At 59.1% G+C, this 21,690-nt stretch carries 14 protein-coding genes and 1 pseudogene; 6 read left to right on the top strand and 9 right to left on the bottom strand.

The genetic code is table 11. The features are described from left to right. The first annotated feature begins 51 nt into the window (after nucleotides 1-51). Nucleotides 52-1,353 carry a tricarballylate/proton symporter TcuC gene (gene tcuC, locus ACZZ0D_RS05955; RefSeq protein WP_463552672.1) on the top strand — a complete coding sequence of 434 codons (1,302 nt, stop codon included), beginning with the start codon at nucleotides 52-54 and terminating at the stop codon, nucleotides 1,351-1,353. A gap of 222 nt (nucleotides 1,354-1,575) precedes the next feature. Here the strand turns inward: tcuC and ACZZ0D_RS05950 are convergent, their stop codons facing one another. Continuing rightward, nucleotides 1,576-3,039: a glyceraldehyde-3-phosphate dehydrogenase gene (locus ACZZ0D_RS05950; protein WP_463552671.1), complete on the bottom strand. Its 1,464-nt coding sequence runs from the start codon at nucleotides 3,037-3,039 to the stop codon at nucleotides 1,576-1,578. 354 nt (nucleotides 3,040-3,393) lie between these two features. Here ACZZ0D_RS05950 and mfd point away from each other — a divergent pair, with 354 nt between their 5' ends. From mfd to ACZZ0D_RS05935, 3 genes are read left to right on the top strand one after another with little or no spacing between them, the layout of a single operon-like run. Further along, a complete protein-coding gene (mfd, locus tag ACZZ0D_RS05945; RefSeq protein ID WP_463552670.1) occupies nucleotides 3,394-6,843 on the top strand; it encodes a transcription-repair coupling factor in 3,450 nt (1,149 codons plus the stop codon). A gap of 10 nt (nucleotides 6,844-6,853) precedes the next feature. Then, nucleotides 6,854-7,420, top strand: a complete 567-nt coding sequence (locus tag ACZZ0D_RS05940; RefSeq protein WP_212545629.1) for a CsiV family protein — start codon at nucleotides 6,854-6,856, stop codon at nucleotides 7,418-7,420. An 11-nt stretch (nucleotides 7,421-7,431) separates the two neighbouring features. Beyond that, the gene (locus tag ACZZ0D_RS05935) at nucleotides 7,432-10,122 is read left to right on the top strand and encodes a DEAD/DEAH box helicase (RefSeq protein ID WP_463552669.1); all 2,691 of its coding nucleotides are present in this window, start codon (nucleotides 7,432-7,434) and stop codon (nucleotides 10,120-10,122) included. Nucleotides 10,123-10,292: 170 nt separating this feature from the next. Here ACZZ0D_RS05935 and ACZZ0D_RS05930 read toward each other — a convergent pair whose 3' ends face one another. From ACZZ0D_RS05930 to ACZZ0D_RS05915, 4 genes are all read right to left on the bottom strand, one after another. Then, nucleotides 10,293-13,586 carry a DEAD/DEAH box helicase gene (locus tag ACZZ0D_RS05930; protein ID WP_463552668.1) on the bottom strand — a complete coding sequence of 1,098 codons (3,294 nt, stop codon included), beginning with the start codon at nucleotides 13,584-13,586 and terminating at the stop codon, nucleotides 10,293-10,295. A gap of 9 nt (nucleotides 13,587-13,595) precedes the next feature. Next, entirely contained in the window at nucleotides 13,596-14,333 is a 738-nt protein-coding gene (locus ACZZ0D_RS05925) for an S-methyl-5'-thioinosine phosphorylase (protein ID WP_463552667.1), read from the bottom strand. Nucleotides 14,334-14,345: 12 nt separating this feature from the next. Continuing rightward, the gene (nagZ, locus tag ACZZ0D_RS05920) at nucleotides 14,346-15,356 is read right to left on the bottom strand and encodes a beta-N-acetylhexosaminidase (RefSeq protein ID WP_212551168.1); all 1,011 of its coding nucleotides are present in this window, start codon (nucleotides 15,354-15,356) and stop codon (nucleotides 14,346-14,348) included. Nucleotides 15,357-15,514: 158 nt separating this feature from the next. Beyond that, nucleotides 15,515-16,222 carry a TetR/AcrR family transcriptional regulator gene (locus ACZZ0D_RS05915; RefSeq protein WP_019648307.1) on the bottom strand — a complete coding sequence of 236 codons (708 nt, stop codon included), beginning with the start codon at nucleotides 16,220-16,222 and terminating at the stop codon, nucleotides 15,515-15,517. A gap of 229 nt (nucleotides 16,223-16,451) precedes the next feature. On the opposite strand from ACZZ0D_RS05915, the gene lexA reads away from it, so the two are divergent. Beyond that, entirely contained in the window at nucleotides 16,452-17,060 is a 609-nt protein-coding gene (gene lexA, locus ACZZ0D_RS05910) for a transcriptional repressor LexA (RefSeq protein WP_053122085.1), read from the top strand. Nucleotides 17,061-17,070: 10 nt separating this feature from the next. Beyond that, nucleotides 17,071-17,544, top strand: a complete 474-nt coding sequence (sulA, locus tag ACZZ0D_RS05905; protein ID WP_053122087.1) for an SOS-induced cell division inhibitor SulA — start codon at nucleotides 17,071-17,073, stop codon at nucleotides 17,542-17,544. Between the two features lie 97 nt (nucleotides 17,545-17,641). Here sulA and ACZZ0D_RS05900 read toward each other — a convergent pair whose 3' ends face one another. From ACZZ0D_RS05900 to ACZZ0D_RS05885, 4 genes and pseudogenes are all read right to left on the bottom strand, one after another. After that, the gene (locus ACZZ0D_RS05900; RefSeq protein ID WP_008082203.1) at nucleotides 17,642-17,875 is read right to left on the bottom strand and encodes a hypothetical protein; all 234 of its coding nucleotides are present in this window, start codon (nucleotides 17,873-17,875) and stop codon (nucleotides 17,642-17,644) included. A 106-nt stretch (nucleotides 17,876-17,981) separates the two neighbouring features. After that, nucleotides 17,982-18,506 carry a DUF6586 family protein gene (locus ACZZ0D_RS05895; protein ID WP_463552666.1) on the bottom strand — a complete coding sequence of 175 codons (525 nt, stop codon included), beginning with the start codon at nucleotides 18,504-18,506 and terminating at the stop codon, nucleotides 17,982-17,984. Between the two features lie 144 nt (nucleotides 18,507-18,650). After that, a pseudogene (gene topA, locus ACZZ0D_RS05890) lies at nucleotides 18,651-21,282 on the bottom strand (type I DNA topoisomerase). Nucleotides 21,283-21,396: 114 nt separating this feature from the next. Further along, on the bottom strand, nucleotides 21,397-21,633 hold the full coding sequence (locus ACZZ0D_RS05885) for a DUF1653 domain-containing protein (RefSeq protein WP_007910467.1): 237 nt from the start codon (nucleotides 21,631-21,633) through the stop codon (nucleotides 21,397-21,399). Nucleotides 21,634-21,690 lie beyond the last annotated feature (57 nt).

The following is a 21,690-nucleotide window of genomic DNA, read 5'->3' as shown; positions in this document are numbered from 1 at the left end:
CTCCCAACGGATGCAACGCGCTTCTAAAAATCCAATAAAGAGTATCTAAAAATGTCCACTTCCACGGGCAAAGGCAAAGCGATCTTTCGCGTTGTCAGCGGCAACTTCCTCGAAATGTTCGACTTCATGGTCTATGGCTTCTACGCCACGGCCATCGCCAAAACCTTCTTCCCGACTGACAGTGCCTTCGCTTCGCTGATGCTGTCGTTGGCGACTTTTGGTGCCGGTTTCCTGATGCGACCGCTGGGGGCGATCTTTCTCGGCGCCTACATTGACCGTCATGGCCGTCGCCAGGGTTTGATCATCACGCTGGCATTGATGGCCGCCGGTACGGTGCTGATTGCCTGTGTTCCGGGATACGCCACCCTCGGCGTTGCCGCTCCTTTGCTGGTGCTGTTTGGCCGCTTGCTGCAAGGTTTCTCGGCGGGCGTGGAGTTGGGCGGCGTGTCGGTGTATCTGGCTGAAATCGCCACGCCGGGCCGCAAGGGCTTTTTCGTCAGTTGGCAGTCCGCCAGCCAACAAGCGGCGGTGGTCTTCGCCGGTTTGCTCGGCGTCGGCCTCAATCATTGGCTGAGCCCGGAACAGATGGGTGACTGGGGCTGGCGCGTGCCGTTCTTGATCGGCTGCATGATTGTGCCGGTGATCTTTGTCATTCGTCGTTCGCTGGAAGAAACTCCGGAATTCCAGGCACGCAAACATCGCCCTACCCTGCGGGAAATTGTCCGCTCGATCGGTCAGAACTTTGGCATCGTCATCGCCGGCATGGCGCTGGTGGTGATGACCACGGTGTCTTTCTATTTGATCACCGCGTACACCCCGACCTTCGGCAAGGCTGAGCTGCACTTGTCGGACTTCGATGCGTTACTGGTGACGGTATGTATTGGCCTGTCTAATTTCTTCTGGCTGCCAGTGATGGGCGCGGTGTCCGACAGAATTGGACGTAAACCCCTACTGCTGGCGGCGACTATTCTGGCGATTCTGACCGCGTATCCAGCGCTGTCGTGGTTGGTGGCGAATCCGAGCTTCAGCCATTTGCTGATCGTCGAGTTGTGGTTGTCGTTCCTGTACGGCTCGTACAACGGCGCGATGGTGGTGGCGCTGACCGAGATCATGCCGGTGGAAGTGCGTACAACCGGGTTCTCGCTGGCCTATAGCCTGGCGACGGCGACGTTTGGCGGGTTTACTCCGGCGGCGTGTACTTATCTGATTCATGTGCTGGATAACAAGGCTGCGCCGGGGATCTGGCTGAGTGGTGCGGCGGTGTTGGGGTTGTTGGCGACGCTGGTGTTGTTCCGTGGCAACAAGCATGAGCTGCGCACTGCGCAAGCGGCCATCCCTGGCGGCGCCCGATAGGAAACCTTCGGGAGCGAGCCCCCTCCCACAGGAGAATGCATTCCAATTGTGGGAGGGGGCTCACTCCCGAAGAGGGCGTAAAGCAAAGATCGCAGCCTTCGGCAGCTCCTACAGAATCAAATGCGATCTCCTGTAGGAGCTGCCGAAGGCTGCGATCTTTTGATCTTCCCCAAACAAAAACGCCCCGACCAAAGTCGGGGCGTTTTCATGTGCAGCTATCGCTTAGCGCGGGAACGCTGGCGGATTCACATCAGCCATGTCTTCCATCACGCGGATAACCTGGCAGCTGTAACCGAACTCGTTGTCGTACCAAACATACAGAACAACGCGGTTGTCCTGAACGATGGTCGCTTCAGCGTCGACCACACCGGCGTGGCGCGAACCCACGAAGTCAGTCGAAACCACTTCCTGGGAATTGACGAAGTCGATTTGCTTGTGCAGATCGGAGTGCAGCGCCATATAGCGCAGGTACTCGTTCATTTCTTCACGGGTGGCGGCTTTCTCAAGGTTGAGGTTGAGAATGGCCATCGACACGTTCGGCGTCGGAACGCGGATCGCGTTACCGGTCAGCTTGCCGGCCAGCTCAGGCAGGGCCTTGGCAGCAGCGGTAGCAGCACCGGTCTCGGTGATCACCATGTTCAGCGCGGCGCTACGACCACGGCGATCGCCTTTGTGGAAGTTGTCGATCAGGTTCTGGTCGTTGGTGTACGAGTGAACGGTTTCGACGTGACCGTTGATGATGCCGAACTTGTCATTCACAGCTTTCAGCACTGGCACGATGGCGTTGGTGGTGCAGGAAGCAGCGGAGACGATCTTGTCATCAGCGGTGATTTCACCGTGGTTGATGCCGTGAACGATGTTCTTCAGCTTGCCTTTGCCAGGCGCGGTCAGAACAACGCGGTCGATACCCGGGCACTGCAAGTGCTGGCCCAGGCCATCAGCGTCACGCCATACACCGGTGTTGTCCACCAGCAACGCGTCTTTGATGCCGTACTGGGTGTAATCCACTTCAGTCGGGTTCTTCGCGTAGATCACCTGGATCAGGTTACCGTTGGCGGTGATGGTGTTGTTTTCTTCGTCGATGGTGATGGTGCCGTTGAACGAACCATGTACCGAATCGCGACGCAGCAGGCTGGCGCGTTTGGTCAGGTCGTTGTCGGCGCCTTTACGCACGACGATGGCACGCAGACGCAGACCGTCGCCACCACCGGTTTTCTCGATCAGGATGCGCGCCAGCAGACGGCCGATACGACCGAAGCCGTACAGCACAACGTCGGTGCCTTTACGTGCGGAAGCGCTTTGCTGGCCAACCACATCAGCCATTTCTTCACGAACGAATTGCTCGGCGCTGCGGCCGTTGCCTTCGTTGCGGAATTTGAACGCCAACTTGCCCAGATCTACCGAAGCCGCGCCGAGCTTGAGCTCGCTCATGGCTTTGAGCAGTGGGAATGTTTCGTGGACGGAGAGTTCGCTGTCGTCGGAAGAACGGTGGCGCGCAAAGCGGTGAGCTTTGAGAATCGCGATGACAGACTGGTTGATCAGGCTGCGGCCATAGATCGAGCTCACCACGTTGTTATTGCGGTAGAGCTGACCGATAAGCGGGATCATCGCTTCTGCGAGTGCTTCACGGTCGATCCATTCACCAAGACACTGGTCGGGCTTCTGAGTCACGGTAACCTTCCACATGTAGGGGCAGAAAAAAGGGGCTACATTATGCCGCCCACAACCTCATTCAGCAATGCGCGCTTGTCGCGAAATCGGTAACAAAATTCCTTTCAAAAAAATCACGCCTCGCGCCAGCCCAGTAAATACGCGGCTTCCAGCGCAGTCAATTTTTCGTCGACTGTTAGACGATGTCTGTAACCCTCCGTAACACGAGCCAATTTCGGCACTACATAACCACTAAAAAAGTGCTCGTTTTTATGGTTACCACTACATTTCGCCAAAACAGTGAAGATAGACGTAGTCTGCAACTGACAGGCGACACCCGACGCCGCTACAATTACCGACTTTGTCGCAAAGCCTGGAGCTCAACCTTCCGTGCCCGTTCTGCGTCTACCGCAACTCCCTGCCGAGGCAGGTAAACAGCATTGGGGCAATTTGCCCGGCGCTGCCCTCAGTCTGGCGATTGCCGAGGCTGCCAGCGCTGCCAAGCGCTTCACCCTGCTACTGACCGCCGACAGCCAGAGTGCTGAACGACTGGAACAGGAGCTGAGTTTCTTCGCCCCGGATTTGCCCGTCCTGCATTTCCCCGACTGGGAAACCCTGCCCTACGACCTGTTCTCGCCGCATCAGGACATCATTTCCCAGCGCATCGCCAGCTTATATAGGCTGCCGGAACTGGAACACGGTGTGTTGGTGGTGCCGATCACCACGGCCCTGCACCGTCTGGCGCCAACCAAATTCCTGCTCGGCAGCAGCCTGGTACTGGATGTCGGGCAGAAGCTCGACGTTGAGCAGATGCGCGCGCGACTCGAAGCCAGCGGCTATCGCTACGTCGACACGGTGTATGAGCACGGCGAATTCACCGTGCGCGGCGCGCTGATCGACCTGTTCCCGATGGGCAGCAAACTGCCCTATCGCATCGATCTGTTCGATGACGAAATCGAAACCCTGCGCACCTTCGACCCGGAAAACCAGCGTTCCATCGACAAGGTCGATTCGGTCAAGCTGCTGCCGGCGCGTGAATTCCCGTTGCAGAAAGACGCGGTCACCCGCTTCAAGGCGCGGTTCCGCGAGCGTTTCGACGTCGACTTCCGTCGCTGCCCGATCTTTCAGGATCTGAGCAGCGGGATCACTCCGGCCGGTATCGAGTACTACCTGCCGCTGTTCTTCGACGAAACCTCGACCCTGTTCGATTACCTGCCGCAGGACACGCAAGTGTTCTCGCTGCCGGGCATCGAGCAAGCGGCGGAGAATTTCTGGAACGACGTGCGCAATCGTTATGAAGAGCGCCGCGTCGATCCATCGCGTCCTTTATTGCCGCCCGCCGAATTGTTCCTGCCGGTGGAAGACTGCTTCGCGCGCCTGAAGAGCTGGCCGCGAGTGGTTGCCAGTCAGCAAGACGTCGAAAGCGGCGCCGGTCGCGAGCGCTTCCCGGCGCAAGCCCTGCCGAATCTGGCGATTGAAGCCAAAGCCACGCAACCGCTGGCCGCGCTGGCTGGCTTCCTCGATGAATTCCCCGGGCGCGTGCTGTTCACTGCTGAATCCGCGGGCCGTCGCGAAGTGCTGCTGGAGTTGCTCGAACGTCTGAAGCTGCGACCGAAAACTGTCGATAGCTGGCCGGACTTTGTTGCGAGCAAGGATCGTCTGGCGATCACCATCGCCCCGCTCGACGAAGGCCTGATGCTGGATGATCCGGCGCTGGCACTGGTCGCCGAAAGTCCGCTGTTCGGTCAACGCGTCATGCAGCGTCGCCGTCGCGAGAAGCGTGCCGACGGCAACAACGACGCAGTGATCAAAAACCTCACCGAGCTGCGCGAAGGCGCGCCGGTGGTGCACATCGATCACGGTGTCGGTCGCTACCTCGGCCTGACGATTCTGGAAATCGACGATCAAGCCGCCGAATTCCTCACCCTCGAATACGCCGAAAACGCCAAGCTGTACGTGCCGGTGGCCAACCTGCATCTGATCGCGCGCTACACCGGCAGCGACGATGCACTAGCGCCGCTGCACCGTCTCGGCTCGGAAACCTGGCAGAAAGCCAAACGCAAAGCCGCTGAACAGGTACGTGACGTCGCCGCTGAGTTGCTCGACATCTACGCCCGCCGCGCCGCTCGCGAAGGTTATGCGTTCGCCGACCCGAAAGCCGACTACGCGACGTTCAGCGCCGGTTTCCCGTTCGAAGAAACCCCGGATCAACAAACCACCATCGAAGCCGTGCGCGCCGACATGCTCGCGCCGAAACCGATGGATCGCCTGGTCTGCGGCGACGTCGGTTTCGGCAAGACCGAAGTGGCCATGCGCGCGGCATTCATCGCCGTACACGGCGGCCGCCAAGTTGCGATTCTGGTGCCGACCACCCTGCTCGCCCAGCAGCACTACAACAGCTTCCGCGACCGCTTCGCCGACTGGCCGGTGAGCGTGGAAGTGATGAGCCGCTTCAAATCGGCCAAGGAAGTGAATGCAGCGATCGCCGATCTGGCCGAAGGCAAGATCGACATCGTCATCGGCACGCACAAACTGCTGTCGGATGACGTAAAAATCAAAAACCTAGGGCTCGTAATCATCGACGAAGAACACCGCTTCGGTGTCCGTCAGAAAGAACAGCTCAAGGCCCTGCGCAGCGAAGTCGACATCCTCACGCTGACCGCCACGCCGATTCCGCGCACGCTGAACATGGCGGTGTCGGGCATGCGCGATCTGTCGATCATCGCCACGCCGCCAGCGCGACGCCTGTCGGTGCGCACCTTCGTCATGGAGCAGAACAAGAGCACGGTCAAAGAGGCCCTGCTCCGCGAACTGCTGCGTGGCGGCCAGGTTTACTACTTGCACAACGATGTGAAAACCATCGAGAAATGCGCCGCCGACCTCGCCGAACTGGTACCGGAAGCGCGTATTGGCATCGGCCACGGACAAATGCGCGAGCGCGAACTCGAACAGGTGATGAGCGACTTCTATCACAAGCGCTTCAACGTGCTGATCGCCTCGACCATCATCGAGACCGGCATCGACGTGCCGAGCGCCAACACCATCATCATCGAGCGCGCTGACAAATTCGGCCTGGCGCAACTGCACCAGTTGCGCGGTCGTGTCGGCCGCAGTCACCACCAGGCTTACGCCTACCTGCTGACGCCGCCGCGCCAGCAAATCACTTCGGACGCGGAAAAGCGTCTGGAAGCGATCGCCAATACTCAGGATCTCGGTGCCGGTTTCGTGCTGGCGACCAACGACCTGGAAATCCGTGGTGCCGGCGAACTGCTTGGCGATGGCCAGAGCGGGCAGATTCAAGCCGTCGGTTTTACGCTGTACATGGAAATGCTCGAGCGCGCGGTGAAAGCGATCCGCAAGGGCGAGCAACCGAACCTCGATCAACCGCTCGGCGGTGGCCCGGAGGTCAACTTGCGGGTACCGGCGTTGATTCCGGAAAACTATCTGCCGGATGTCCATGCGCGCCTGATTCTGTACAAGCGCATTGCTTCGGCCACCGACGAGGAAGGCCTGAAGGATCTGCAAGTCGAGATGATCGATCGCTTTGGCCTGTTGCCGGAACCGACAAAAAATCTGGTGCGCATCACAGCCTTGAAGTTGCAGGCCGAGCAGTTGGGCATCAAGAAAGTCGATGGCGGGCCGCAAGGTGGGCGCATCGAGTTCGAAGCGCAGACGCCGGTCGATCCGATGACGCTGATCAAGCTGATCCAGAGCCAGCCGAAACGCTACAAATTCGAAGGCGCCACGATGTTCAAGTTCCAGGTGCCGATGGAACGCCCGGAAGAGCGCTTTAATACTGTAGAGGCGCTGTTTGAGCGCCTCCTCCCGAAATCTGTTTAAAGGACGCCGCATGCGCCTGTTTCGCTCGCTGACTTTGCTACTCACCCTGGTAGCACCTTCGGTTTTTGCCGATGACCTGTATCAGGTCGAAATGATTCTGGTGCGCCAGAACGCCGTGCCGGCCATCGTCAGCCGTGCCGCGCCGGAAGACTGGGCCGCCGGCGCCCAGCGTTTGGCCGACGACAGCAAGCGCACCCCGGCACTGAATGACGTGGTGACTAAACTCACCGCCAGTGGCGACTACACAGTCCTGATGCACAAGGCCTGGCAGCAGACCCTCGGCGAAGCACCGGCGAAAGTCGCGGTCAGCGACGGTCAGGAGCAATACGGCCAGTTCCCGATCGAGGGCACGCTGGAGATGAAGCTCGGGCGCTTCACCGACGTCGCTGCCGATTTCTGGGTCAATCAGATCGACACCAATGGCTTGGTCACCGCCAGTGAACGCCTGAAACAGGACAGCCACACCAAGAACGGCCAACTCAACTATCTCGACAACGGCCATCTGGCCCTGCTGATCAAGATCACTTCCCTGACCGCACCCGCGCCACGGGAAGCGCCTGAAGCGATTCCGGACTGATCGAAGTCCTTATGAACCCGCCGCTGAGTAAACCGTTGGCGCCCTCTTGGGTCAGCCGATTCAAGGAACAGAGCCTGGAGCGTGGCCGCCGCTACGCCCTGGAAAACCGGGTACGCATCGCCCAGGTCGGCGATGCAACGATCACCGCCAGCTGCGAAGGCTCTGGCGGTAACGTTTACCGTCAGACGATTCATCTTCGCGAGTCAGCCAAAGGCACTTTGCTGCTGGTCGATGCCGGCTGCACCTGCCCGGTGCGCAACAACTGTAAACACTGCGCAGCGGTGTTGCTGAAAGTGCAGGAAACCCTCGACTACCCCGCCGCCGCCAAAGACGCCGAGCTGTTGGAGAAACTTCAAGCCGTGCTGGAAAACCGTGGCCCGAAAGCGCCGCCGCAAGTGCTGATCGACAATGTGCAGCCGATGCCGCGCCTGTGGCTGGCCAGTGTCGAGTTCAGCGCTTTCGAACCGCGCAACGGCAAGATGCAGCGCTACATTCAGCACCGCGCGGCGCTGTCGTTCAGCTATCTGGATGAGTACGTCAGCGGGCAGAAGAACAGCGACATCCTGATCCGTCAGGAAACCCAGACGCTGCGGATAAAACGCCACCTGGAAGTCGAACAGTCCTACCGCGAACAGTTAAGAATCCTCGGCTTTCGTATCGCCACGCGGCAGAGCAAAGCGCTGCCAGAAAGCGCGGGCGAACTGTATGAGATGGTCAACGACAGCGCCTGGCTGACGTTTACCCTCAACGATTTGCCGAAGCTGCGCACCCAAGGCTGGGAATTGCAGATCGACGAGGAGTTTGGCTTTGACCTGACTGCCGTGGATGACTGGTACGCCACGGTCGAGCAGGCGCCGGAGCGTGACTGGTTTGATCTGGAACTGGGGATCATCGTCAACGGTGAGCGCCTGAGTCTGTTGCCGATCCTGCTTAACCTGATGCGCTCGCACGCGGAGATTCTCAACCCGGAACGCCTTGCGCGGCGTCGCGATGACGAGCTGATTCTGGTCAACGTGCCGCAACGTAATAACGAGCACGGGCCGCTGCAGGTGGCGTTGCCGCTGGGTCGGTTGAAACCTGTGCTGATGACGCTCGGCGAGTTTTATTTGCAGGAACCGGGCGAAACCACCCTGCGCCTGAGCAAGGCCGACGCCACACGCCTCAACTCTCTGGAAGGCCTGCCGCTGCTGTGGGAGGGTGGCGAGCAGATCCGCACGTTCGCCCAACGCTTGCGCGACATTCGTGACTTCAGCGCTGAAGCACCGGAAGGACTGAACGCGACGCTGCGTCCGTATCAGCTCGAAGGCTTGAGCTGGATGCAATCGCTGCGGCAACTGGAAGTCGGCGGGATTCTCGCGGATGACATGGGTTTGGGTAAAACCCTACAGACCCTGGCGCATATTCTCAGCGAGAAAAATGCCGGACGTTTGGATCGCCCGTGCATGGTGGTGATGCCGACCAGCCTGATTCCGAACTGGCTGGATGAGGCGGCACACTTCACCCCGCAGCTGAAAGTGGTCGCGCTGTATGGCGCCACGCGCAAAAAGCATTTCGATAATCTGGCCGATTTCGACCTGATCCTCACCACCTACGCGCTGCTGCCCAAAGACGTCGAACGTCTGGCCAAGCAACCGCTGCACGTGTTGGTGCTGGATGAAGCGCAGTACATCAAGAATCCCAACAGCAAAGCTGCGCAAGCGGCGCGTGAGCTCAACGCACGCCAGCGTCTGTGCCTGAGCGGTACGCCGCTGGAAAACCACTTGGGCGAGCTGTGGTCGCTGTTTCACTTCCTGCTGCCGGGCTGGCTCGGCGACGTCAAAAGCTTCAACGCCGATTACCGTGTGCCGATTGAAAAGCGCGGCAGTGAAGTCAGACTTCAGCACCTCAACGGTAGGATAAAACCGTTCCTGCTGCGCCGCACCAAAGAGCAGGTCGCCACCGAGCTGCCGCCGAAAACCGAGATCATCCATTGGGTCGATCTCAACGAAGCGCAGCGCGATGTGTACGAAACCATGCGTTTGGCGATGGACAAAAAAGTCCGCGACGAGATCACCCGCAAAGGCGTGGCGCGCAGTCAGATCATCATTCTTGAGGCGCTGCTGAAGCTGCGTCAGGTTTGCTGTGATTTGCGCTTGGTCAACGACGCCACCCTGCCCGCTCGCGGCAGCACCTCGGGCAAGCTCGACAGCTTGATGGAAATGCTTGAGGAGTTGCTTGAGGAAGGACGGCGGATTTTGCTGTTTTCGCAGTTCACCTCGATGCTGGCCTTGATCGAGCAAGAGCTGAAAAAGCGTAATGTTTCCTACGCGCTATTGACCGGCCAGACCCGCGATCGGCGCACACCGGTGAAGGAATTCCAGAGCGGCAAGCGTCAGATTTTTCTCATCAGCCTGAAGGCCGGTGGCGTTGGTCTGAACCTGACGGAAGCGGACACGGTGATTCACTACGACCCGTGGTGGAACCCGGCGACCGAGAATCAGGCGACGGATCGGGCGTACCGGATTGGTCAGGAGAAACCGGTATTCGTTTACAAGATGATTGCTCGGGGCACGGTGGAAGAGAAGATTCAGCATCTGCAAAAGGAAAAATCCGACTTGGCGGCAGGCGTGCTGGATGGGCGCAAGGCTGGGGACTGGAAGTTGCAGAGTGATGATATTGAAGCGCTGTTTGCGCCGTTGCCGGATAAGCTCGATAAGCGTTGAGACCTGCAGTGCTGGTTAGATAGCTTTCGCGAGCAGGCTCGCTCCCACATTAGAATTTTGGCATTCACCAGATCCCTGTAAGAACTGGATTGGTGAACGCCACAGACCCAATGTGGGAGCGGGCTTGCTCGCGAATAGGGGCACCTCGGTCTAACGGTTAAACCCCAGGCTCAAACCTTGGAAACAGGCAACGGCGCAAACAGCGCCTCGATGTCACTCTGCTCAAGCTTCCAGCCACCCGTCGTCCCGCCTTCAAGCACCGCCCCGGCCAGTGCAGCCTTCTCCTGCTGCAACGCCTGTATCTTCTCCTCCACGGTGCCACGGGCAATCAGCTTGTAAACAAACACCGGGTTGTTCTGCCCGATGCGATACGCGCGATCAGTGGCCTGATTCTCCACCGCCGGGTTCCACCAAGGGTCGAAGTGGATCACCGTGTCCGCAGCGGTCAGGTTCAAACCGGTACCGCCCGCCTTCAGACTGATCAAAAACAACGGCACCTTGCCACCCTGAAACTCCTTGACCGGCGTGCGCCGATCCGTGGTGTCACCGGTCAGCAGCGAATAGGCAATGTCCCGTTGCTGCAATTCTTCCTCGATCAAGGCGAGCATCGAGGTGAACTGCGAGAACAGCAGGATTCTGCGACCTTCGCCGAGCAGCTCTTCGAGCATCTCCATCAAACTGACCAACTTGCCACTGCCGGAACGCAGTGCCTTGGCTGTCATTGGCATCTTGATCAGGCGCAAGTCGCAACAAACCTGCCGCAGCTTGAGCAAGGCATCGAGAATGATGATCTGACTGCGCGCCACGCCACTGCGGGCAATCTCGTCACGAACTTTTTTGTCCATTGCGACGCGAACCGTTTCATAGACATCGCGCTGGCCGTCGCTGAGTTCGACCCAATGGACGATTTCGGTTTTCGGCGGCAACTCGGTGGCGACCTGATCCTTTTTGCGACGCAACAAAAACGGCTTGATCCGTGCCGTCAGGTGCTGCATGCGCTGAACATTGCCGTGCTTTTCAATTGGCGTGCGGTAATCGCGATTGAAGGATTTGCTGTCGCCAAGCCAGCCGGGCATGAGGAAATGAAACTGCGACCACAGCTCGCCCAAGTGGTTTTCCAATGGCGTGCCGCTCAGGCACAAGCGCTGACGGGCCTGCAGATCACGCGCGGCTTGCGCCGCTTTGCTGATCGGGTTTTTGATGTTCTGCGCTTCGTCGAGAATCAGCACGCTCCACAGCTGCGGCTGTAGAACCTCGAGATCCCTCGGCAGCAACGCGTAAGTGGTCAGCACCAGATCGTACTCGGCCAGATTAGCGAAATCTTTCTGCCGTCCCGTTCCGTGCAGCGCCAAAACTTTCAACTGCGGGGTGAAACGCTCGGCCTCGTCGAGCCAGTTGGGAATCAGGCTGGTTGGCATCACCGCTAGAGCCGGGCAATCGAGGCGACCGGCGTGTTTTTCCGTGAGCAGATGCGCCAGGGTTTGCAGGGTTTTGCCCAGCCCCATGTCATCGCCCAGAATGCCGCCGACCTCAAGTTCACGCAGGGTCTGCATCCAGTTCAGGCCTTCGAGCTGATACGGGCGCAGTTGCGCGTTAAGACCGGCCGGCGCAGCGACGTGGGTGTGACTGGAATTCTGCAAACGCTTGGCGAAGGTGCGCAGCCGCTCGCCACCCTGCCAATCCAGCGGCACGCCATCGAGCATACTCAAGCGCGCGGCATCCGGGACACTCAAGCGCAGTGCATCGCCCTGATGACCGCCCAAGTACAACTCGCCCAGCGTCGCCATCAGCGGTTTGACCCGACTCAGCGGCAGCGCGACCTTGGCGCCCGAAGAGTCACCAAAACCGCTGGGCTTCAGTTCGATCAGGAGTTTTTCGTCATCGCTGCGTTGTGCCAGATTGACCGGGTCGAGCAAGCGCGGCTGGGTGCGCAACAAGTGCAGAAGGATCGGTAGCAAACTGTAGCGCTGGCCATTGACGACGATACCCAACTGCAAATCAAACCACTGATGCCCAGCCTCTTCTTCGACCTCGGCGTACCAATGCTCGACTGGCTGTACATTGAAATGAAAGCCGTCACTGATCTCGACTTGCCAGTTCAAGGCGCGCAGGGTGGCAAGCCCTTCGTGCATAAACCCGAGCCAGGCGGAATCATCCGGCAAGGTAAACATCTCGCCGCGACGATCCAGCGAACTCTTGCGCGTGGCTTTCTTGAAGCCGTGCTTTTGCAGGATCTGGCGCAGCTGCTTTTCCACCGCAGGCTGGCGTTGAATACGCTGGGTTTCGGTGCCGTTGAGGATCATCACTTCCGGATTGCGATCCGCCGTCGGCTGGCCGTTGTAGGTAAACACCAGGGCGGCGCGGTGCTCCAGAACGTATTCCCAGCGCGAGCGCTCCCGACCGCTGACGAGGGTCAGTTGTGGCTGCGGCAATACGTCGTCGATGACTCGTTCGGTCAGTTGGTGTGGCGGCGGGATTCTCGTCGCCACACTCATGCGATGGCTGAACTGCATGGCCTGACGCGCCGGAACGTCCGGCGCCAGCGTCAAATGACTGGCCAGTTTTTCTTCCAGATCATTGAACAGAGGGCCAATCTGCCGCTGTTCACGATCCAGGTAATAAAGCGGCTCCAGCGCCAGCACGGTTTCTTGCGCCGCCTCGGCACTGCTCCACTGCGCGCGGAAGCCGCCGTCGGCCTGTTCAGCCCAGGCGAACTGGCCGGTGCGTTTCGCCCCCGCCACCAACGGGCGCAGATCTTCGAAATCGAGGAACAGCCGCGAGGTGCGCAGGAGCATGTCCAGCAGTTCGGCGCCGCTGCTGCCTTCCAGCGGATAGCCGCTGTAATAGGCGTGGTGGGAGTGCATGGCAACCAGCAGCCTGGCGACGCGCAGATCCAGCTCGGACAGGTAGCCGGGCTGACGCATGAGCATTTCCGCCAGCGAATACATCGGTTTGACTTCGCGTAACTCGCCGCTCTTGAGCTGGGAAACCTTGAAAATATCGAGCAGCCACTTGCCGCTCACTGACGTTGGCTTGAGCTTGTAAAACAGGCGCGTGCCTGCGGCTTGCGCGCCCTCTACGGCGGGCTTGGCCGGCACCGGAATTGTCGAAAGCCAATGTTCCAGCGCCCGACCCAGCGGGATCTGTGCGTCACTTTCAGACGCACTATGATCACTGCCCTGCAGGTGATAAAGCACCGCAGCGCAATGCTTGCAGTCGATAGCGACAGGACAGGTGCACAGGCAACGCAAATAGACGGAACCTAGCCGATCTTCAGACAGGTAAATGGTTTGTTCATACGCCTGATCTTGCGAACCGACGCAGAACGCCTCGATCTTTCTGTCATCGATCTCGATGATCTCTACCCGGTTCTCTGCGGCATAAGCGCGAGCCTTGGCCAGCGCGCTGCTAGTGAATTCCTGAGTCCAGGCCAACGACTTGAGCTGTTCGATGAAAATGCTCATGGGCAGCCCTTAGCTGGCCAACACCCGCGCCAATGTCGACTTCACCTTACCCATGCCGTCATGCAACGCCTGCTCGATCTCGGCCATGGTGATCACTTCGGTGGTCTTGCCCGCTGCCGGGTTCACTACCAGCGCCAGACAGGCGTAATCCAGATCCAGTTCACGCGCCAGCGCGGCTTCCGGCATGCCGGTCATGCCGACGATGTCGCAGCCATCACGCTCCAGTCGCACGATCTCGGCGACCGTTTCCAGACGCGGCCCTTGAGTGCAGGCGTAAACGCCTTGATCGCTGTATTCGCAGCCTTCGGCGGCCACGGCAGCGATCAATTGCTGACGCAGCGGTTCGCTGTAGGGAAAGCTGAAGTCGATGTGGGTGACGTGCTCCAGATCATCGGCGAAATAGGTGTGCTCGCGGCCGCTGGTGTAGTCGACGATCTGATGTGGCACGCAGAAATGCCCGGTGCCCATCACCGGATGAATCCCGCCGACGGCATTCACCGCGATGATCGCTTCAGCGCCGGCCTGCTTCAGCGCCCACAGATTGGCGCGGTAGTTGACCTTGTGCGGCGGGAAGCGATGCGGGTGGCCGTGACGGGCCAGGAACAGCACTTCCTTGCCGGCGTATTCGCCGATCTGCACTTCGGCCGATGGCGCGCCATAAGGCGTATCGACTGCCAGCGACTGACGAATGCTCAGGCCTTCGAGTTGAGTCAGGCCGGTGCCACCGATGATTGCGTAAACGGTCATAACGAAAAATCCTTAATCGATCAGTTGAGCGTCTTTGAGCGCGCCGATGGCGGTGAGCCAGCGCGGATCCTGGCGATATTCGGTGCTGGCAATGGCCTGACCGCGCATACGGGAAATTCGGGCGGAGGGCTTGACCTTCATCCGTTGCGCGGCGCTAAGGGCGAGTTCGGCAGCGGCGCGGTCGTTGCACACCAGGCCCATGTCGCAGCCGGCAGTCAGCGCAGCTTCGATGCGGCTGGCGGCGTCGCCGACTACGTGTGCGCCGGCCATCGACAGGTCGTCGCTGAAGATCACGCCGTCAAACTGCAACTCGCCGCGCAGGATGTCCTGTAACCAGCGGCGGGAGAAACCGGCTGGCTGCGAATCGACCTGCGGATAGATAACGTGCGCCGGCATGATCGCAGCCAGTTGTTTGCTGAGTCTGGCGAACGGCACGAGGTCGTTGGCGCGGATCTCGTCGAGGCTGCGTTCGTCATTCGGGATCGCCACGTGGGAATCGGCTTCGGCCCAACCGTGACCAGGGAAGTGCTTGCCGGTGGCCGCCATGCCCGCGCTGTTCATGCCGCGAATAAATGCCCCGGCAAGGACTGCGGCGCGCTCGGGATCGCCTTCAAAGGAACGGGTGCCGACCACGGCGCTGCGCTGGTAATCGAGATCGAGTACCGGGGCGAAACTCAGGTCGAGTCCGACCGCCAGCACTTCGGTGGCCATGATCCAGCCGCATTGTTCAGCGAGGTATTCGGCATTCGGGTTGTCGGCGATGGCGCGCATGGCCGGCAGGCGCACGAAGCCCTGACGCAGACGCTGCACACGACCGCCCTCTTGATCCACGGCCAGCAGCAGATCCGGGCGAATCGCACGGATCGCGGCGCTGAGCTCACGCACCTGGCGTGGATGTTCGATGTTACGGGCGAAAATAATCAGGCCGCCCACTTCGGGCTGACGCAACAATTGGCGATCTTCGGCCGTCAGCCAAGTACCGGCGACGTCCACCATCAACGAGCCTTGCAGGCCAGCAGTCATAGAGATTCCTTGAAAACGAAAAACCCGATGCGCAGAAAATCGCTACCGTGAGCAGTGCTCGGCAGGTCGGCAATTTCTGTGAGAATCGGTTTCAGAACGAGAGTCGGCATGGGCGGCTAGCTTAGCGGATACAAGCTGCCGCGCCCACCCGTGCGCGGTTAAACCTTGGCGGCGACCGGCGTTGACTTGCTGCGCGGACGCAGTTGCGCGGTGGCCATGGCCGTGTCGGTGACGCCGGTTTCTGCGCGCATGCCTGCGGCGAGGAACGGCACCATCAGGCGCATGACTTGTTCGATGGAAGTGTTGACGCCGAAATCGGTCTCGGCAATCGCCCGCAACGCCTTGATACCGGACATGCTAAAGGCCGCAGCGCCGAGCATGAAGTGCACGCGCCAGAACAGTTCGATGGGTGGAATACGCGGCGCGGCTTCGTTGACCAGCAACATGTAGCGACGGAATACCTTGCCGTACATGTCTTCCAGATAACGGCGCAAGTGGCCCTGACTCTGGCTGAACGCGAGGCCGAGCAAACGCATGAAAATCGACAGATCGTTGCCGCTGCGTGGTTGCACCACGAGGGCTTGCTCGACGAGGATTTCCAACAGTTCTTCGAGGGTCGGCTTGTTCTCAGGCTTGGCCTGACGGCGCTCCAGCTCTTTATCGAGGCTGAGGCAGAACGGCCCGAGGAAGCGCGAGAAAACTGCCTGAATCAGGGCCTTCTTCGAACCGAAGTGATAGTTCACTGCTGCCAGGTTGACGCCAGCCTTGCTGGTAATCAAACGCAATGAGGTTTCAGCGAAACCTTTCTCCGCGAACAACTGCTCGGCAGCATCAAGAATGCGTTCAACGGTTTCCGACTGGGCCATGGCTACTCCGCCTGACAAACACTTGTTTGAAACATACGTTTCAGCCTATGCCTTGTCAAGCCTGCCAGTTCGTTTTGGGAATGGTCGGTCAGCTATTTAACCACACAAGCCCGGCGCTTTTATAAGCAGCGCCGCCGACCGTCCGGCGGCAGACAAAAAAACGGTCATTGCCAAGAGCGTTTCACTGTATATAATCCCAGTCACTGTATAAAAAGACAGAGCGATCATTATGCTAAAGCTGACGCCACGCCAAGCCGAGATTCTGGCCTTTATCAAACGTTGCCTCGAAGACAACGGTTATCCGCCAACCCGTGCGGAAATCGCTCAGGAACTGGGCTTCAAGTCGCCTAACGCGGCAGAAGAACACCTCAAGGCGCTGGCCCGCAAAGGCGCCATCGAAATGACCCCGGGCGCCTCTCGTGGCATTCGCATCCCTGGCTTCGAAGCCAAGGCTGACGACTCTACTCTGCCGGTCATTGGCCGTGTCGCTGCAGGTGCGCCGATCCTCGCTCAGCAGCACATCGAAGAATCCTGCAATATCAATCCCGCCTTCTTCCACCCGCGTGCCGACTATCTGTTGCGCGTGCACGGCATGAGCATGAAGGACATCGGCATTTTCGACGGTGACCTGCTGGCCGTCCACACCACCCGCGAAGCGCGTAACGGCCAGGTTGTTGTCGCCCGTATCGGCGATGAAGTGACCGTCAAACGCTTCAAGCGTGAAGGCAGCAAAGTCTGGCTGATGGCCGAAAACCCTGAGTTCGCCCCTATCGAAGTCGACCTGAAAGATCAGGAACTGGTGATCGAAGGCTTGAGTGTCGGCGTTATCCGCCGCTAAAGGAGGCTTTATGCAGTTCCCACACACACCTCAGCAAACACAACTGCCTTTATTCGAAGCGTTTCTGGCGCAACCGATGGCGCCGATCCTCAAAGAAGTGGTCGAGCGTGAATGGAATGCCGAACCTGAAGTATTCAGTGAGCTGTCTCTGCGCGGTGCGGCCGGGAACTGCCTGAACCTGCTCGCCCCGATCCTTCGCGAATTGAGCGAGGATCAGGACGCTCGCTGGCTGACGCTGATCGCGCCGCCTGCCAGCCTGACGCAAACCTGGCTGCGCGATGCAGGCCTGAACCGCGAACGCATTCTGCTGCTGCAACCGCGCGGCACGCAAAGTGCTCAGCAGTTGGCGTGCGAGGCATTGCGTCTGGGCCGCAGTCACACAGTGGTGACCTGGCTCAACCCGCTGAACACAACCTCACGTCAGCAACTGATCAGCGCAGCCCGCACGGGCGACGCTCAAAGCCTGAACATTCGCTTGGGTTGATTCGCAGGTGAAATGCGCTGTGTGAAGCGCAGGGCTTCTCCAAGGACAGAGAAGCCGATCTGAAGCGGTACCGATAAAAACGAAAAGCAGGCAGGGATCAGTGAAGAACCCGTGGCCCCTCTTCCTTATCAAACTCACCTTCAATCATCCGGCCGGCCATCTGCACGCCGACGCTCAACATCGCCTTGGCGATTTCCACATGCTGACCCTGAAGGAAAGTCTTGGCATCCTCGGAGAAATCCAGAGTCACCAAAGAACCTTCGTCCTCAGCCCTGCGCAGTTCGATTCGGCCGTCTGGTAACTCGACAATTTCTAGAAAGGACGTTGGCATATAGGTCTGTTCTCCACGAAAGGCAGGGATTATATAGACATCATTCAGGATTCGCTCGGGATCTTGACCAGCAGCATGTTTCAGATTGCCACCGCGTCAATCAGTCTCAGCACTCGTTCAATCCTTCACGAAAACGAATCGCCAAACCTTTCAGATTCTGCCGCCAGCTCTCCAGCTCCTCTCGGCTCAACTCTTCTGGCGCCTCTTCTTCATCGAGGTTGATCGCCTGAATCAGCGGCTGGGTCACGTCGCCCTTCGGCTTATGCGGCACCCGCGGAGGCTGAAACAGTGCCGAATGCGCCGCCAACAGTTTCGCCAGCCAGGTTTCAGGATTACCCGCCAATTCGACCATTTCGGCCATTTCGGGAATCGCGATCGACTCCAGCACTTCGCGCGTCAGCAGCATCTCTGCCCGTGGCGCACTGGCCTGAGGTAGACGATAGAACCCAGCGATCTCGTGGCACAGGCCCAGCAAAGCGCCGTAGAGGTGGAACAACGCCGATTCACGCCCGGCCTGAATCAGCGCCAGAGAATTCATCGCCCGCCCTTCTTCAGCGCGAGCCAGGGCTTCCAGCGACAGGCCGGCGAAATAGATCTTCTGATTGGTACGGGTATAGAGTTCGTGAGCCATGACGGCGCTCTCCACAACGAAATAATTGCTTCACACAGGCCGGACAGTGTCGTGGATCAGCCGATCCCACCGCAAGCAGAAAACAAAAAGGCCGCATGAAAACCCGAGGGTTTGCATGCGGCCTTTTCAGTATCGGACTAACGCTTACTCGGCCTTGGCCTTCGTACGCTTGTCTTCAACCGTCCACTTGCCGCCATCGTAGTAAGCCTTCCAACCGGTAGGCTTGCCGTCGACTTCGGTCTGCACGTATTGCTCCTTGGTTTTGCGGCTGTAGCGGATAACCGCTGGCAGACCATCAGGATCCTTCTTCGGCGCGTCGCAGAGGAAGTGGTACTTCGGATCGATTTCGTCCTTGTGCGGCACAATCTCAATCACCAGCGGAGCCCGGGTCTCGCGGTTTTTCGGGAACTGACTCGCCGCGAGGAACAGGCCGGAGGCACCGTCGCGCAGGATGTAGGTGTCGTTGACCTTTTCGCATTTCAGCTCAGGCATCTTCACCGGATCCATCTTCGGCGGCGCCGCGTCACCGCTTTTCAGCAGCTTGCGGGTGTTCTTGCACTCGGGGTTGGTGCAACCGAAGAACTTGCCGAAACGGCCGGTCTTGAGTTGCATCTCACTGCCGCACTTGTCGCATTCCAGGCTCGGCACCTTCGTAGCCCTTGATGCGATAGCTGCCCTCTTCGATTTCGTAGCCAGCGCAATCCGGGTTGTTACCGCAGATGTGCAGCTTGCGCTTTTCGTCGAGCAAGTAAGCGTCCATCGCTGTGCTGCAGATCGGGCAACGATGCTTGCCGCGCAGTACCAGCGACTCCGACTCGCCCTCATCGTCCGCAGCGATTTCATCGCCCGGCACCAGGTTGACGGTGGCCTTGCAGCGTTCTTTCGGTGGCAGGCTGTAGCCCGAGCAGCCGAGGAACACGCCGGTCGATGCGGTACGAATCTGCATCGGACGGCCGCAGGTGGTGCACGGAATATCGGTCATCACCGGTTGGTTGGCACGCATGCCGTTTTCCGGGTTCTCGGCTACTTCGAGCTTTTTCTTGAAGTCGCCATAGAACTCGTCCAGCACGTTTTTCCAGTCGCGCTCGCCTTGCGCCACGTCATCGAGATTCTCTTCCATGCCGGCGGTGAAGCCGTAGTCCATGAGGTTCGAGAAGCTCTCCGACAGACGCTCGGTAACGATGTCGCCCATCTTTTCCGAATAGAAACGACGGTTGTGCAGGGTCACGTAACCGCGATCCTGAATGGTCGAAATGATCGCCGCATAAGTCGAAGGACGACCGATGCCGCGTTTTTCCATTTCTTTCACCAGGCTGGCTTCGGAGTAACGCGCCGGCGGCTTGGTGAAGTGCTGCGACGGATCGAGCTTGATCAGCTTCATCACGTCGCCCTGCGCCATATCAGGCAGAACGTCGTCATCGCCCGGCTTGGCAATTTGCGGCATGACACGGGTGTAACCGTCGAACTTGAGGATGCGGCCCTTGGCGCGCAGCTCGAAATCGCCAGCGCCGACGCTGACGGTAGTCGACAGGTATTGGGCCGGCAGCATCTGGCAAGCCAGGAACTGGCGCCAGATCAGCTCGTAGAGACGCTCTGCATCGCGCTCCATGCCCGCCAGCTTGCTTGGAATGGTGTTGGCGTCGGAAGGACGAATCGCTTCGTGAGCCTCTTGTGCGCCTTCCTTGCTGCTGTAGACGTTCGGCGTTTCCGGCAGGTACTTCTTGCCGAACTCGTCCTCGATGTAAGCCCGCGCCATTGTTACGGCATCGGCCGAGAGGTTGGTCGAGTCGGTACGCATATACGTGATGTAGCCGGCTTCATACAGACGCTGGGCCATCATCATGGTTTTCTTCACGCCGAAGCCCAGGCGGTTACTCGCAGCCTGTTGCAGGGTCGACGTGATGAACGGCGCCGAAGGCTTGCTGCTGGTCGGCTTGTCTTCGCGTTTGACGATGCTGTAGCTGGAAGCCTTGAGCTTTTCCAGCGCGGCCGTGGCCTGGGCTTCGTTCAGCGGCTTGAAGGCTTCGCCTTTTTCGCGAGCCACTTCGAAACGCACGGTCGAGCCTTTGGTGGTGCCGAGATCGGCATGCACTTCCCAATACTCTTCCGGGTTGAACGCACGAATTTCGCGCTCACGCTCAACGACCAGTTTCACGGCTACAGATTGCACGCGGCCAGCGGACAGGCCACGGGCGATCTTCGCCCAGAGCAGCGGCGAGACCATGTAACCGACAACGCGATCGAGGAAACGACGCGCCTGCTGAGCATTGACACGATCGATGTCCAGCTCGCCCGGCTTGGAGAACGCTTCCTGAATCGCCTTCTTGGTGATTTCGTTGAACACCACGCGCTTGTAGCGGCTGTCGTCACCACCGATGGCTTCGCGCAGGTGCCAGGCAATGGCTTCCCCCTCTCGATCCAAGTCGGTTGCGAGATAGATGGTGTCAGCATCTTTGGCGAGCCGGCGCAGCTCTTCGATGACCTTCTCTTTACCCGGGAGGATCTCGTACTTGGCTTTCCAGCCATGATCGGGATCGACACCCATACGCGAGACGAGCTGCTTGCGCGCCTTCTCCTTCGGCGAGAGCACCGGACCTTCGCCCGCAGCAGCCTTGCCGCGCTTGGCGGCTGGCTCTTTGCTGGCGCTAGCCGAACCGCTGGTGGGCAGGTCTCGGATATGGCCGATACTCGACTTCACCACGTATTGGTTACCCAGATACTTGTTGATGGTCTTGGCCTTAGCCGGGGATTCCACAATGACCAGCGATTTGCCCATGGATCAGAAAATTCCTGAATTCTAGAAGTGAAAGGCGGTTGGCGCCTGACGCGGCACCGCTATATATAGTTGATACAAGGTGAGGTCAAGCACAGGGTTCTGTGCGCACTCGCCTTATGCCTTGGAAAAAAGGCTCGGTTCAGCTTGCACCAAAGCAAAGCGTGGCACCTGCTCGCCGTCAACCTCGACCGACTCGAGAAACATGCTCAAGGGGCGCACCCAAAAGCCGTAATCGCCATACAGGGCTTGGTAAAAGACCACTTCTTCTTCGGTTTCCGAATGCCGCGCAACACTGAATACACGGTACTGCGGACCTTTGTAATGTTGGTAGAGCCCAGGTTGTATCGGCATGTTTTGGCCCTCACTCAAATTTTTTCAAAATAAAAACAAAAATAAATCCAGAAAAAC

The organism is Pseudomonas sp. AC193, assembly GCF_979258075.1.
The sequence above is the reverse complement of the archived record's forward strand: the minus strand, read 5'-3'. Positions and strand labels throughout refer to the sequence as shown.

Coding starts and splice junctions, on each gene's coding strand:
- ACZZ0D_RS05925 (WP_463552667.1), bottom strand. CDS start 14,333: ATGACCGTTTACGCAATCATCGGTGGCACCGGCCTGACTCAACTCGAA.
- ACZZ0D_RS05885 (WP_007910467.1), bottom strand. CDS start 21,633: ATGCCGATACAACCTGGGCTCTACCAACATTACAAAGGTCCGCAGTAC.
- nagZ (WP_212551168.1), bottom strand. CDS start 15,356: ATGACTGCTGGCCTGCAAGGCTCGTTGATGGTGGACGTCGCCGGTACT.
- lexA (WP_053122085.1), top strand. CDS start 16,452: ATGCTAAAGCTGACGCCACGCCAAGCCGAGATTCTGGCCTTTATCAAA.
- ACZZ0D_RS05940 (WP_212545629.1), top strand. CDS start 6,854: ATGCGCCTGTTTCGCTCGCTGACTTTGCTACTCACCCTGGTAGCACCT.
- ACZZ0D_RS05900 (WP_008082203.1), bottom strand. CDS start 17,875: ATGCCAACGTCCTTTCTAGAAATTGTCGAGTTACCAGACGGCCGAATC.
- ACZZ0D_RS05930 (WP_463552668.1), bottom strand. CDS start 13,586: ATGAGCATTTTCATCGAACAGCTCAAGTCGTTGGCCTGGACTCAGGAA.
- sulA (WP_053122087.1), top strand. CDS start 17,071: ATGCAGTTCCCACACACACCTCAGCAAACACAACTGCCTTTATTCGAA.
- ACZZ0D_RS05950 (WP_463552671.1), bottom strand. CDS start 3,039: ATGTGGAAGGTTACCGTGACTCAGAAGCCCGACCAGTGTCTTGGTGAA.
- ACZZ0D_RS05915 (WP_019648307.1), bottom strand. CDS start 16,222: ATGGCCCAGTCGGAAACCGTTGAACGCATTCTTGATGCTGCCGAGCAG.
- ACZZ0D_RS05895 (WP_463552666.1), bottom strand. CDS start 18,506: ATGGCTCACGAACTCTATACCCGTACCAATCAGAAGATCTATTTCGCC.
- ACZZ0D_RS05935 (WP_463552669.1), top strand. CDS start 7,432: ATGAACCCGCCGCTGAGTAAACCGTTGGCGCCCTCTTGGGTCAGCCGA.
- tcuC (WP_463552672.1), top strand. CDS start 52: ATGTCCACTTCCACGGGCAAAGGCAAAGCGATCTTTCGCGTTGTCAGC.